We start from the raw sequence: 13327 nt of genomic DNA, 5'->3' as shown, positions 1-13327 counted from the left end.
ATCCCTGTTAATATGGTAGCTTTCGAGAAATGAAAGTGGTACAATGCTAGTAATAAGTGTCATTGTGTAGTAGGTATGCCCCAAAGGATACTAAAGGTATTGTTGGGGCAAAATTGGGGCATAAGTTTAAAACTTACTAATACTAACCCATGGAAATTGTTCATTTTTACTACCTATGAACACTATTAAAGTAAGATTTTCTATTATATAATACTTATGAAATTATTATCTATTAAAAAGACGCTATCGTATCATGGATAGATTATGGAATTGATGGAATCAGAGTTGATACAGTAAAACATATGTCTCTTGGTTGGCAAAAAAATTGGCTGAGCTATATTTATGAGAAGACGGGGATATTTGTTTTTGGTGAATGGTATACAGGAGGTACTGAGGCCGAAGTAGAAATGACATCATTCGCGAACAATAGTGGTATGAGTTTATTAGATTTTAGATTTGCAAATGCTATTAGAAATCTCTATTCGAGTGATACATTTACAATGCTGGATTTTTATAATGTTTTGCAAGCGACTGAAAATGACTACGAAGAAATAAATGATCAGGTTACCTTTATTGATAATCATGATATGAGTCGCTTTTCAACATTAGTTAATGGAAATCAACTTGCAGTGAATCAAGCTTACGCACTTTTATTAACTTCTCGAGGAGTTCCGACAGTCTATTACGGAAGTGAACAATATGATCAAGGAGGAAATGATCCAGAGAATAGGTCTGATATAAGTTCTTTCAATAAAAATAGTAATGCATATAAAGTAATAAGCAAGTTGTCAAACTTGAGAAAACATAATCACGCTTTGGCATATGGTACGACACAAGAGAGGTGGATAAACTCAGATGTGCTCATTTTTGAGAGGAAATTTGGTTCTACTGTAGCCTTGATTGCAGTTAACAAGGGAAGTAGTAGTTACAAAATAGAAAATTTATATACAAGTTTACCATTAGGAAATTACGAGGATCAATTGAGTGGTCTATTATATTCAGATTCCATATCTGTGGATTCAAATGGTGCAGTAGCTTCATTTGAGCTGAGCAAAGGTGAAGTTGGAGTGTGGGTGTATAGTGATGAAAATAGTGACATATCAATCGGAAACATCGGTCCCTCAATAGGTATTAGTGGAAATGAGGTTAGTATTTCAGGAACAGGATTTGGTAGTGAAGTAGGTCAAGTTTATTTTGAAAATACACTTTCGGATATAGTTGAGTGGTCTGATACGCTTATTAAAGTTAGAGTACCAGAAACTCCTGCTGGAATTTATAATGTAAAGGTATTGAATCAGAGTGGAATGGAGACTATTTTTTCAAACTTTGAAATATTAACGGCAACTCAAGTTCCTATTCGTTTTATCGTAAATAATGCTGAGACATCATATGGAGAGAATGTGTATGTAGTTGGTAATGTCAGTGAGCTTGGTAATTGGAATCCAGAAAAGGCTGTGGGGACATTCTTCAATTCAACTGCAACTATAGCACAATATCCATCATGGTTTTACGATATAAATCTACCAGTTAATACTAGGATAGAATACAAGTTTATTAAAAAAAATCAAAGTGGAGAAGTTACTTGGGAGAGTGGTTCGAACCATGTTTTGAATACATCAACAATTGCAGATACATTTATTCAAAATTGGCAAAAATAGATAGTATATTAGTACGACGATTTTCCAAGTGAAAAAACTTTTAATAAAATACGTAAAACGAAGAATTTTATTCGCGTTTGCTAATAAATAAATGAAGGAAGCCTAAGCAAAATAGGCTTCTTTTTTGATAACAGGTTGCAATAAACGATGACAAATCATGACTAGTGTAATTTTAGCTAAATCAGGAAGAATGAAAGGCAGAACAGTCCAGCCGATAGTGTCAGTCCAACTGGCACCTGAAACTAGTTTAAATACAAAACAGCCGAGAAGGAAACAGATGCTTGTTCCAAGTAGGCAGGCTAGAAAAATTGTGACTGGTGAGGAGTCTGATTTAGTGAGGGCAGAAGTGATGATAGTGTAGAGTAGAAACCCCCATAGAAAGCCAGATGTCGGTCCTGTGAGTGCAGCAAAGCCACCAGAAAAACCAGCAAAAACAGGTAAACCGATAGCGCCAAGAACTAGATATAAGCTGACACTTGTAATTGCCTCCTTGGGTTTGTATAGACAAGCTACTAAGCCGATAGCTAGGGTTTGTAATGTAAATGGTACAGGTCCGATAGACAGACTGATTTGTGAAAGGGTGGAAATTAAGGCTGTTCCAATAGCGATATAAACAAGTGATTTGATAGAAGTCGTTTTCATTTGTTATCCTCTTAAAATTTTATGGTTAACAAAAATTATAGTGAGATTGGATAAGAAAGTCAATGCTCTTTCATCGGCTGTAACAACTCTATAGGTGATTTTTATAACAGCTAATAAGAAACTTATATAGTAAAAAACAACAAATTATATGCAAAACAACCTATACCTATGCTAGAATAATAAAAAAAGAAAGTGAGAATTTCTATGACAGAATTGCTTGATATTTACCGTACTCTTAAATCTAAAACTTGGGTAGACTTGACTCACCAAATCAATGAAAAGAGCCCGCATTTCCCTGCGCTACCAGCTCTCGAAAAGAAAGCCCTATTTACTCATAAGGATGGCTTCTTTGTCGAACAATTTACGGTTGTGGGGCAGTACGGAACCCATATTGATCCTCCGATTCATTTTGTAGAAGGAGCTCGTTATCTTGATGAGATTGATTTGAAAGATTTACTCCTGCCGCTCTACGTTATTGATAAATCAGCTGCTGTTATAGAAAATAATGACTATGAGATAACTAAGCAGGATATTTTAGACTTTGAGGCTGAATATGGTCCGATAGCGCCAGAATCTTTTGTTGCCTTTCGTTCGGATTGGTCAAAGCGCTGGCCCAGTCAAGATGCCATTCGTAATCTAGACGAAGATGGAGTTCAACGTACACCAGGATGGAGTCATGAAGCTCTAGAATATTTGATTGAAGAACGTCAGGTGAAAGCAGTTGGTCATGAAACATTGGATACCGATTCAGGAGTATCTGCAGCCAAACACGGAGGAAGTTTACCAGAAGAATACTATCTCCTATCAAAAGATATTTATCAGTTGGAAGTATTGGCAAACTTGGATCAGGTACCACCAACAGGTGCATTGATTTCAATCGCTTTTCCTCATTGGGAGAAGGCTTCGGGTTCACCAGTGCGAGCAATTGCTATATTACCATAAGAAAAAGTCCAGACAGTGCTGACCTTCATGTCTGGACTTTTTCAATTGAGTTAACGCATAGTAACAAATTCTTCAGAACCTGTCGGATGGATGGCGACAACGGCATCAAATTCTTCTTTTGTAGCTCCCATTTTGATAGCAACTGAGAATCCTTGAATCATTTCATCGACACCATAGCCAATGCCGTGCAGTCCAACGACTTTTTCATTTTCTCCTACAGTTACTAATTTAAACTTAGCCATTTGGCGATTGTTTTCTAGGGCAGTGTACATAGAAGTAAAGGCTGAAGTGTAGACTTTTACATTGTCCTGACCGTATTGGGTAATCGCTTCGTCCTCAGTTAGACCAACGGTTCCGATAGCGGGGTGAGAAAAGACGACAGTTGGGATGGTTGTGTAATCCATTTTTGCGGTTGGTTTATTGTTAAATAAACGTTCTGCCAAAAGGCGCCCTGCCTTGATTGCAACGGGTGTTAATTCTTTTTCACCAGTTACATCACCGAGGGCATAGATGCCTGGTACAGCTGTTTCTTGGTATTCATTGACAGAAATATGTCCTGAAGAAGTAAGTTGAACACTAGTTGCTTCCAGGTTGAGTTTGTCAATATTTGGTTTACGTCCAATTGCCCAAAGGACCTTCTGAGCAATATGGTTACTACCGTCAGCAAAGTTAATCTGGATTTGTCCATCATCAGTTTTTTCAAGACTGACAGGAGTTTTCTCGGTATGGAGTGGAAGGTTGGTTCGTTGCATTTCCTCCATCAAGGCATCAACAATGTAGGTATCAAAGCTACGAAGAGGGCGATTTCCACGAACAAAGAGGTTAGTTTGGACACCGAGTCCATGTAGGAGACCGGCCATTTCCACAGCGATATAACCAGCACCAATCACAGCCACAGAAGAAGGTAATTCTTCCCATGCAAAGACATCGTCAGATACAATCCCTAGCTCACTACCAGGAATAGCAGGGACTACCGGTTTGGCGCCAGTTGCGATGACAATGTGTTTTGCACGAATCAGCTCACCATTGACTTCAACCGTTTGATTATCCACAAAACGTGCGAAACCCTGGATAACTTCTACTCCGTTATTGTTAAAAGTATTACCGTAGGATGCGCGTGAACGCTCAATATAGGCTTCGCGATTTTTACGCAAGGTGGCAAAATCAAAGGTCACTTCTTGGCTAGTAAATCCATATTCAGGTCCATAATGCTGAATGGCTTCTGCTACCTGAGAGCCGTACCACATAATTTTTTTGGGTACACAGCCAAGGTTAACACAGGTCCCTCCTAGATAGCTTCCCTCAATAACTGTTGTCTTGGCACCGTACATAGCGGCTCGGTTCATGGTAGCGATGCCTCCGCTCCCGCCTCCGATAGCGATAATATCAAACACTTTCATAAATTTCCTCCAATAAAGGTCAATAATTATATTCATTGTAACGCTTTTTTGTATGTCAATCAAAAATCTGCTACGTTACCTTACAAAAATGTAAGTGGGAAAATCGCCGAACTTTTTATAAAATAGTTAGGAAAAAACTTGCATTTGTTCTTGTATTTGTGTATTATATAGACAACACAAATAGGTATGTTTTGTAAAGAAAAGGAGTTTGTTATGTTAAAGACAAAGAAAGCAAAAATTGCTTTGTTTGGTGGTCTTGGAGTGGTCGCAGTTGCCTTAGTAGGTGGGGCTTTAATTTTTAGCAATATGCTAACATCGCCATCATCTTCGGAAGATATAGCCATGAGTATGACCTATACTGTTGCTAAAGAAGGCTCAATTGCTTCCTCAACGCTACTTACAGGAACGATTACAGCAGCAGACGAGCAGTATGTTTACTATGATCCTTCTAAGGGAGATTTGAGTGAGGTTTTGGTTGCTCCAGGTGCTAAGGTCGAAGTAGGTACTCCTTTGATTCGCTATGATGCTACAGAATTACAGTCTGCTTTGGATACTGCTGTTCGTGGTCGTGATAAGATTGGTCGCCAAATTGCAGACTTAAGAACCAACGGTCAGACTGTTCAAACAACTGGTGATGCAGAAACAGATGCTGCAGCAACTGCTACTGCACAACGTTCAGTAGATATGCAGTTGGCAGACTTGAATGATTCATACGCAGATGCTCAAGCTGCGGTTGATAAAGCCTATACAGCCTTAACAGAAGCGACAGTAACTAGTACCGTTGCTGGTACAGTTGTTGAGGTGAATAAGGCTGTTTCTAAGAATTCTACATCGAGCCAGACAGTTGTACATATTGTAAACCAAGGTAGTTTGCAAGTAACAGGTAGTTTGACAGAATACGATTTGGCTAACATTGCAGTGGATCAAGAGGTCAAGCTGACTAGCAAGGTATATCCCGATAAGACTTGGACAGGGAAAATTACCTATATTTCAAACTATCCATCTAGTGATCAAGCTGGTGCTGCTACAACAGGAACCAGTGGTTCAGGTGCTAAATATCCATTTAAGGCAGCTTTAACTAGTGAATTAGGTGAGTTGAAGCAAGGATTTTCTGTAAATATTGAGGTTGTCAATACAAGTAAAAACATTTTAATTCCGGTGTCCGCAGTTGTGCCAGAAGAAGATAAAAACTATGTGTGGACCTTGGTTGATGGGAAAGCTAAGAAAGTAGAAGTCACTCTGGGGAACGCAGATGCTTTGAATCAGGAAGTGACCGCTGGTATAGCAGCAGGAGATAAGGTTATTACCATTCCAACTCCGAATCTCGAAGATGGCAAAGAGGTTGAAGCCAATGAAGAACCAGCTTATTAGACTAACAAGTATCAATAAATCCTACAAAAATGGTGATCAAGAACTCCAAGTTTTAAAGAATATTGATTTAGAGGTGGAAGAGGGAGAATTTCTTGCCATTATGGGGCCCTCTGGTTCAGGGAAATCAACCTTGATGAACATTATTGGGCTTTTAGATCGTTCCAGTTCAGGAAACTATTGGTTGGAAGGTGAAGAAGTCAGTCAACTTTCTGAGAAAAAATTAGCTCAGGTTCGGAATGACCAAATCGGTTTCGTTTTTCAACAATTTTTCCTCTTATCGAAACTTAACGCCCTTCAAAATGTAGAATTACCCTTGATTTATGCTGGAGTTCCATCAAGCAAACGTAAGGAACTAGCTAAACAATATCTTGAAAAAGTTGAATTGGCAGAGCGGATGACGCATTTACCATCAGAATTGTCTGGTGGTCAAAAACAACGGGTAGCTATTGCACGTGCACTAGTCAATACCCCAGCTATTATTTTAGCAGATGAGCCTACAGGTGCCCTAGATACCAAGACAGGTGAGCAGATTATGCAACTTCTGACGGAGTTGAATAATGAAGGAAAGACCATTATCATGGTTACGCACGAGCCTGAGATTGCTGCCTACGCAAAACGAAAAATCGTTCTACGTGATGGAGTAATTACCGAAGATAGTCGAAGGGAGGGAGTTTAGATGGAAAATTGGAAATTCGCCCTCAAATCTATTATGGCTCATAAAATGAGATCGCTCCTTACTATGTTAGGTATCATCATTGGTGTGGCTGCAGTTGTCATTATTGTTGCCATGGGAACAGGGGTGGCCAAAAGCATAGAAAAGTCTCTAGCTGGTGATCAAAATAATGTTCAGGTTTACTTTACTGCCTTCTCCAGTTCAGGCACAGCTTTCGGTCCGTTTGGCACAGCGTCGACGGAAGAACCAATTTTAGAGGAAGAGCCGGATTTGACGGATTCTACTTTAAAAGGACTGCTAGAGATTGATGGCGTATCAAACTATTACTCCAGTATCAGCAACATAGCTGAAGTCAGATCGGGCAATAAAAAAGCAGAGAATGTCACTATTACTGGTGTTAGCCAGAATTTCTTTGCTGTGAAAGAGTATGAGATTTTAGCTGGTCGTCAGTTTACAGCTAACGACTATAGTCGTTTTTCACGTATGATTATGTTAGATACGGCACTAGCAGAGAAGTTGTTTGGTTCTATAGAGAACTCTCTCAATCAGACGATTAGTGTTAATAGCAATGCTTATCTCGTAATAGGGGTTTACAAAGATCCAAAAGCAGGGACAGCTATTTATGGAATGAATTCAGGTGGAAATGCCGTCATGACTAATACGCAGCTGGCTGCTGAAACAGGCATGAAAGAAAATTCTCAAATCTTTGTCCATGTTGAAGATGTTACACGGGCAACAGAAGTTGGTCAGGCTGCTGCAGATTACTTGACTAAAGCGACTGGATTGAAAGAAGCGAGATACGAGATTTATGATATGTCAGCTATGTTGGAGGAGTTTAAATCTCAAATGTCTGGCGTTACATTGTTTATCGGTGCTGTTGCAGGTATCTCCTTGCTAGTTGGTGGTATCGGTGTCATGAATATCATGCTGGTATCAGTAACTGAGCGGACTCGTGAAATCGGTCTTCGAAAAGCGCTTGGAGCAACTAGAGGAAATATCTTGATTCAATTCTTGATAGAAGCCATGGTCTTGACCACTCTTGGTGGAGCGATTGGTCTCGCAATCGCTCAGACAATAGTTTTCTTGCTCAATGTGAGCAAGGCGTTGGGCGAAAGAATAGCTGCTGAAATATCAATACCGGTTGTTTTAGGAAGTTTGGCTTTCTCAGCGGTAGTTGGTATTGTATTTGGTGTACTACCTGCTAACAAAGCATCTAAGCTTGATCCAATTGAAGCTTTGCGCTATGAATAATCTATTGAAACGATTAGGTTTTCCTAGTCGTTTTATTTTTTGAGCAAATCAATTGATTGTATCACTAATTAGAGATAAAATAGACGTATCAATTAAGAAATAGTGATTTCAAAGGAGAACACATCATGGTAGAATTAGGTATTTCAACATTTGGCGAAACAACTCCACTAGAAAAAACAGGGGAAACTTACAGCCACGACGAGCGGATTCGCCAGCTAGTCAAAGAAATCGAACTAGCTGATGCGGTGGGGCTTGATGTATATGGGATTGGGGAGCATCACCGAGAAGATTTTGCGGTTTCTGCACCTGAGATTGTGCTGGCAGCTGGTGCCGTCAATACCAAGCATATCAAGTTAACATCAGCAGTTTCAATCCTTTCCTCCATGGACCCTGTACGACTTTATCAGCAGTACACCACCATTGATGCTTTGTCAAATGGCAGAGCGGAAATCATGGCGGGTCGTGGTTCCTTTACGGAGTCATTCCCCTTGTTTGGCTATGATCTCCATGACTATGAAGAACTCTTCGATGAAAAGCTAGATATGCTTCTGGAAATCGACAAGGAAACCAATCTCAAGTGGGATGGACATTTTACCCAGTCAGTCGATAATAAGCCAGTCTATCCACGTCCTGTTCAGGAAGATTTTCCCATTTGGGTGGCAACTGGGGGCAATGTAGAATCCACCATCAAGATTGCTAAGAAAGGCTTGCCTATTGTGTATGCAGTCATTGGTGCAGGTGCCCATCGCTTTAAACCTTTAGTCGATGCTTATCGCAAGGTTGCCCGCAACTCAGGTCATGATCCAAAGAAAACGAAAGTTGCAGCCCATTCTTGGGGTTGGATTGCAGACGACCATGACAAGGCAGTAGAGGAATATTTCTATCCAACCAAGGTTTTGACAGATAACATCGCCAAAGACCGCCCACATTGGGGCGAGATGACCAAGGCGCAATATCTCTATTCCTTGACAGACGAAGGGGCAACCATCGTCGGAGATCCAAAACGAGTTGCTGAAAAAATTATTAAGACAATAGAAACACTTGACTTGGACCGCTTCTTCCTCCATCTCCCAATCGGATCTATGCCACATGAAGATGTCCTCCGTGCCATCGAACTCTACGGAACAGAAGTCGCGCCAATTGTCCGAGAATATTTTGCAAAAAAAGAAGAGAATCGGTCCCAAGACTCATGAGATAAAAAGGAGGGGACGTTATAATAGCCTCACTTCTCTAAAGTGGAGTCAACATCACAGCGCAGTGGTTGATTGGCTTTAACAGTCCAGTGGACTGTTAAAGGTTGGAGATAAGATTTGCGAAGCAAATTTCAACAATTCGTGTTTTACACTCCACATCTTCCTCTACGGCTGAAGCGAACGGTGTTCGCTTTATTTCCAACCTCCAACAGTCACTACTCTGACTGTTGGAGCTATGCGGGGGTGGGACTAAAATAGTCCAGTGGACTATTTTAGCTCGAACTACTGTTGGGAAGTGAGGGGAACTCTCTATGATTATTTGAGTTCTGTCCCACTCCCAATCCTAAATATTTTTCATAATCTCCTGAAAATCCTGACCAAGTGGTCGGGGTTTTTTGCATGCAAAAACACTCTTAGAATTTCCAAGAGTGTTTCAAGTAACGGTGTTAAACAGTTTGTAATTTTTATTTCATTTTCGGGAGTGATAAGGTCTGGTAGACCTTGTCAGCTTGTCACCTATTTCATTGTAGGGAGTGAAAAGGTCTATCAGACCTTTTCAGCCAATCGCCAAGAAACTGGAGAGCGATTGGTACATTCTAGTGAAAACAATCCTAGCAAGCTACTCTTGCTTACTTCATAGTCGGAAATAGGAGCACATCCCGAATAGTAGTGGTGTCTGTCAGGAGCATGCAGAGGCGGTCGATACCGATTCCCAGTCCACCTGTTGGTGGCATACCGTATTCGAGGGCTTCGATGTAGTCGTAGTCAATGCCTGTTGCTTCGTCGTCACCGAGCTCTTTAGCTTTGGCTTGGGCTTCGAAGCGTTCCAATTGATCGATTGGGTCGTTCAATTCTGTAAAGGCGTTTCCGTATTCCTTGGTCATGATGAAGAGCTCGAAGCGGTCTGTGAAGCGTGGGTCTTCATCGTTTTTTTTAGCCAGTGGAGATACGGCTACTGGGTGACCATAGACAAAGGTTGGTTGGATAAGGGTTGCTTCAACGTATTCTTCAAAGAAGCTGTTGATGATTTGACCAACTTCTGTATGGTGTTTTTCCACAGGGACTTTATGCTCAGCTGCAAGGGCTTTTGCTTCCTCGAAGCTCATCTCTTGCCAGAAGTCCACGCCAGTTTGTTCCTTAATAGCATCAACCATGTGGATACGCTTGAATGGCTCATGGATAGCAATTTCAGTGCCCTGATAAGTCACAGGACCATCACCGACAACAGCCTTGGCAGTGTGCTGGATAATACCTTCGGTCAAGTCCATGATGTCTTGATAGTCTGCATAAGCTTGGTAAACCTCAATGGAAGTGAACTCAGGGTTGTGGGTCGCATCCATACCTTCGTTACGGAAGATACGGCCGATTTCATAAACGCGTTCCATACCGCCGACAATCAAGCGTTTGAGGTGGAGTTCTGTCGCGATACGAAGGACCATGTCAATGTTTTGGGCATTGTGGTGGGTGATGAATGGACGAGCTGCAGCACCACCAGCTTCGTTGTGAAGAACTGGTGTTTCCACTTCCAAGAAACCAAGTCCGTCAAGGTAACGGCGGATTTCTGAGATAATTTTTGAGCGGGTCACAAAGCGATCAAAGCTCTCGCGGTTGGTAATCAAGTCCAAATAACGTTTGCGGTAGCGGGTCTCGATGTCTGTCAAACCGTGGAATTTTTCTGGCAATGGGCGGAGCGCTTTAGACAAGTGAGTCAACTTGCGAGCATGGATAGACAACTCACCAACGTTTGTCTTGAAGACATCTCCCTCGACACCAATAAAGTCACCAAGGTCTGCTTTTTTGAAGATTTCATAATTTTCTTCGCCAACATCATCCTTACGAACGTAGATTTGAATCTGGCCTTCGCGGTCTTGAATGTGAGCAAAACCTGCCTTACCCTTACCACGCTTGGTCATAATACGACCTGCAATGATTGCTGTTTGCCCTAATTCTTCCAAGTCTTCTTTTGATTTGTCTTCGTACTGGGCCTTCAATTCAGCTGAGTTGGCAGAACGCTCAAAACGTTTTCCAAATGGGTCAATGCCTTGTTCAGCAAGAGCCGTCATTTTCTCACGACGGACAATCTGTTGGTCATTTAATTCTTCAAAATGTTCAGTTGACATAAAAATTTTATTCCTCCAAAGTCTGTTATTTCTATTTTATCATAGAAGAGAGAAAAAATCAGTATAAATTACTAATAGGATAGGAAAAAACAGCAGAAAATTCTACTGTTTTGCTTTATAGCTGGTATCATTCCAAGCTAATTCTGTAAAGTTTTCGAAATCGCTTGTTTCTAAAATAGTAACCGATGCATTATCCAAACCACCTCGGTGACGCAGTTGGGCTGGTGGAAAACCAAGTAGGCGATGGATAGAAGCGGTTAGAAAGGCACCATGGCTGACGATGAGGATTGTTTCCATGTCTTGCCCTTTCAGCGATTGGACAAAGTCCACCATTCGTTGAGTTACCTGGCGAACGCTCTCAGCTTCAAATAAGTCATTGTTAAAAAGCGCTAGATTATGTTTGAGTGCCCAGGCTTGTTTGGGGTAGATGGCACGAAAAATTGCCATCTTGCTTCCTTCTAGCGTTCCAAAATTCCATTCACGTAATTGTTGCGTGGTTAGAACGGTTTGGCAATAGTGATTGGCTTTAGCAATTTCTACGGCAGTGCTATGTGCGCGCTGCAAATCACTAGAATAAATAGCATCAAAGGGGATTTCAGCAAGGTATTTGCCTAGTTTTTCTAAATCCTGATAAGATTCGGGCAAGAGAGCCGAATCTCCAGAATAGCCTTGAAAGCGTCCCTCCAAATTCCATTCGGTCTTACCGTGACGGACAAAGTAGATTTTCAAGTCTAGTTCCTCCCCTCAATCAAATCGGCAAAGTCAGCTTTTACAAAATCAGCTAATACCTGACTGTCAATTCGAATCGACCGACCAATTTCTCCAGCAGAGACAATCAAGTGACCGAGTTCAAGGGCAGATTGATCAATGTAGATTGGGAAATTATGCTTCTGACGAATGCCTACGGGATTGTTGGCACCGTGGACGTAGCCAGTTGTCTTTTCCAAGTCCTTTTGCGGAATCATACTCACTTTTTTATTGCCAGAGATCTTGGCTAATTTTTTCTCAGACAGGTGTTCTGTGATTGGGACAATGCCGATAATTGGTCCAGTTTTATCTCCAGTTAATGCCAGTGTTTTGTAAATTTCGTGTTCTTCAATTCCTGGTGGAAGTTGACCTTCGAAGGCATTTAAAACAAGGCTATCATGATTGATCTTAGCCTTGTCCAATATTTGGTCCACCAAGGTTTTCTTTATTTTAACCTTTTTTGCCATTATTTATATTTTTCCTCAAGTTTACTCATCCAAAGCCCTAACCATGCTCCTAGTATAAATAGGACAATAGCAGCAATCCATGTAACAAAGTTCGCTCCAGCATAGGAAATAGATTCTTTATTACTTGCTTGTGGAATCAAAATTAGGAGAGTAGAAGATGAGACGATACCAATAATAAAGTGATAAACACGTGAATGGTATACTTTCAGAGCGTGGTCCATTGCTTTTGAAAATGCAACCATTGCAAGAACGCCACCGATTGCGATTGGTAGGAAGGTACCGAATAGATCAAGTGATTTGAAACCATTTAGCATTGGCGTGTAGATACCCAAAATCAATAGTAAGTTTGAAGGGCTGAGTCCAGGAACAAGTACCCCTAAAGCAATCAAGGCACCTGCCAATACAAAACTAGCAAAAGTAGCTGGAAGTGTCCCGACAAGATCGCTCAAATTGTAAAGTAGGAGGCCAGAAATGATGAATGTCCCAATCAACCAAGCCAAATCAAGGCTATCTCGTTTGCTCTTTTGAGTTGATTCTTTAAGTAGGCTAGGAATAGTTCCCACGATTGCTCCCGCAAAGGCCCACAAAACTGGGACTTGGAAATGTTGCAATAAAAATTCTACAGGGAAAGAGAAAAGTGCGATTCCCAAAATTCCACCAATTCCTACAGGAACAAAATAAAGAAAGTTTTCCTTGAAATCTTTTCGAATATTTGCTAAAAATCCAATTAGTCGCTCATAGATTCCGAGGATAGCAGCGAGTACCCCCCCAGAGACACCAGGTAAGATAAAGCCGAGTGCGATAATCATACCTTTAATAATTCTTGAAATCCAAGAAGCCATAATTTCCTCCAAAATGTATTA

The 13327-nt window shown here is 40.9% G+C and carries 12 protein-coding genes; 6 read left to right on the top strand and 6 right to left on the bottom strand.

Going from position 1 to position 13327, the window contains the following annotated elements; genetic code table 11:
* Positions 1-245: 245 nt before the first annotated feature.
* Complete coding sequence (locus ODU37_RS05805; RefSeq protein ID WP_347269326.1) at positions 246-1658, top strand: carbohydrate-binding module family 20 domain-containing protein; 1413 nt, start codon at positions 246-248, stop codon at positions 1656-1658.
* Between the two features lie 102 nt (positions 1659-1760).
* Here ODU37_RS05805 and ODU37_RS05800 read toward each other — a convergent pair whose 3' ends face one another.
* Positions 1761-2300: a biotin transporter BioY gene (locus ODU37_RS05800; RefSeq protein WP_023369594.1), complete on the bottom strand. Its 540-nt coding sequence runs from the start codon at positions 2298-2300 to the stop codon at positions 1761-1763.
* A gap of 204 nt (positions 2301-2504) precedes the next feature.
* Here ODU37_RS05800 and ODU37_RS05795 point away from each other — a divergent pair, with 204 nt between their 5' ends.
* Positions 2505-3242: a cyclase family protein gene (locus ODU37_RS05795; protein WP_013730222.1), complete on the top strand. Its 738-nt coding sequence runs from the start codon at positions 2505-2507 to the stop codon at positions 3240-3242.
* Between the two features lie 50 nt (positions 3243-3292).
* Here the strand turns inward: ODU37_RS05795 and gorA are convergent, their stop codons facing one another.
* The gene (gene gorA / locus ODU37_RS05790) at positions 3293-4642 is read right to left on the bottom strand and encodes a glutathione-disulfide reductase (RefSeq protein ID WP_105159929.1); all 1350 of its coding nucleotides are present in this window, start codon (positions 4640-4642) and stop codon (positions 3293-3295) included.
* 213 nt (positions 4643-4855) lie between these two features.
* Here gorA and ODU37_RS05785 point away from each other — a divergent pair, with 213 nt between their 5' ends.
* The 4 genes from ODU37_RS05785 (at position 4856) to ODU37_RS05770 (ending at position 9130) form a co-directional block, all read left to right on the top strand.
* On the top strand, positions 4856-6013 hold the full coding sequence (locus ODU37_RS05785) for an efflux RND transporter periplasmic adaptor subunit (RefSeq protein ID WP_105159930.1): 1158 nt from the start codon (positions 4856-4858) through the stop codon (positions 6011-6013).
* A complete protein-coding gene (locus tag ODU37_RS05780) occupies positions 5994-6689 on the top strand; it encodes an ABC transporter ATP-binding protein (RefSeq protein WP_044679028.1) in 696 nt (231 codons plus the stop codon). The genes ODU37_RS05785 and ODU37_RS05780 overlap by 20 nt, the downstream gene beginning before the upstream one ends.
* Positions 6690-7937 carry an ABC transporter permease gene (locus ODU37_RS05775; protein WP_014637586.1) on the top strand — a complete coding sequence of 416 codons (1248 nt, stop codon included), beginning with the start codon at positions 6690-6692 and terminating at the stop codon, positions 7935-7937.
* A gap of 125 nt (positions 7938-8062) precedes the next feature.
* Positions 8063-9130, top strand: a complete 1068-nt coding sequence (locus ODU37_RS05770) for an LLM class flavin-dependent oxidoreductase (RefSeq protein WP_053867214.1) — start codon at positions 8063-8065, stop codon at positions 9128-9130.
* A gap of 629 nt (positions 9131-9759) precedes the next feature.
* Here ODU37_RS05770 and lysS read toward each other — a convergent pair.
* The 4 genes from lysS to ODU37_RS05750 form a co-directional block, all read right to left on the bottom strand.
* Positions 9760-11250 carry a lysine--tRNA ligase gene (gene lysS / locus ODU37_RS05765; protein WP_044679026.1) on the bottom strand — a complete coding sequence of 497 codons (1491 nt, stop codon included), beginning with the start codon at positions 11248-11250 and terminating at the stop codon, positions 9760-9762.
* Between the two features lie 102 nt (positions 11251-11352).
* Positions 11353-11979, bottom strand: coding sequence for a histidine phosphatase family protein (locus ODU37_RS05760; RefSeq protein ID WP_105105984.1), 627 nt, complete (start codon positions 11977-11979; stop codon positions 11353-11355).
* Positions 11980-11981: 2 nt separating this feature from the next.
* Positions 11982-12464, bottom strand: a complete 483-nt coding sequence (locus ODU37_RS05755; protein WP_105105985.1) for an aminoacyl-tRNA deacylase — start codon at positions 12462-12464, stop codon at positions 11982-11984.
* The gene (locus ODU37_RS05750) at positions 12464-13306 is read right to left on the bottom strand and encodes a DUF368 domain-containing protein (RefSeq protein WP_172013820.1); all 843 of its coding nucleotides are present in this window, start codon (positions 13304-13306) and stop codon (positions 12464-12466) included. The genes ODU37_RS05755 and ODU37_RS05750 overlap by 1 nt, the downstream gene beginning before the upstream one ends.
* Between the last annotated feature and the right edge of the window lie 21 nt (positions 13307-13327).

It is taken from the genome of Streptococcus sp. 2021WUSS109 (assembly GCF_044427305.1).
Taxonomy (GTDB): Bacteria; Bacillota; Bacilli; order Lactobacillales; family Streptococcaceae; genus Streptococcus; species Streptococcus suis.
Note: the sequence above shows the minus strand (reverse complement) of the source record. Positions and strands in the feature narration are given on the sequence as shown.

Excerpts from the sequence above, each read along its gene's own strand:
- ODU37_RS05770 (WP_053867214.1), top strand. The coding sequence starts at position 8,063 with ATGGTAGAATTAGGTATTTCAACATTTGGCGAAACAACTCCACTAGAA.
- lysS (WP_044679026.1), bottom strand. The coding sequence starts at position 11,250 with ATGTCAACTGAACATTTTGAAGAATTAAATGACCAACAGATTGTCCGT.
- ODU37_RS05785 (WP_105159930.1), top strand. The coding sequence starts at position 4,856 with ATGTTAAAGACAAAGAAAGCAAAAATTGCTTTGTTTGGTGGTCTTGGA.
- ODU37_RS05755 (WP_105105985.1), bottom strand. The coding sequence starts at position 12,464 with ATGGCAAAAAAGGTTAAAATAAAGAAAACCTTGGTGGACCAAATATTG.
- ODU37_RS05780 (WP_044679028.1), top strand. The coding sequence starts at position 5,994 with ATGAAGAACCAGCTTATTAGACTAACAAGTATCAATAAATCCTACAAA.
- ODU37_RS05750 (WP_172013820.1), bottom strand. The coding sequence starts at position 13,306 with ATGGCTTCTTGGATTTCAAGAATTATTAAAGGTATGATTATCGCACTC.
- ODU37_RS05800 (WP_023369594.1), bottom strand. The coding sequence starts at position 2,300 with ATGAAAACGACTTCTATCAAATCACTTGTTTATATCGCTATTGGAACA.
- gorA (WP_105159929.1), bottom strand. The coding sequence starts at position 4,642 with ATGAAAGTGTTTGATATTATCGCTATCGGAGGCGGGAGCGGAGGCATC.
- ODU37_RS05775 (WP_014637586.1), top strand. The coding sequence starts at position 6,690 with ATGGAAAATTGGAAATTCGCCCTCAAATCTATTATGGCTCATAAAATG.
- ODU37_RS05795 (WP_013730222.1), top strand. The coding sequence starts at position 2,505 with ATGACAGAATTGCTTGATATTTACCGTACTCTTAAATCTAAAACTTGG.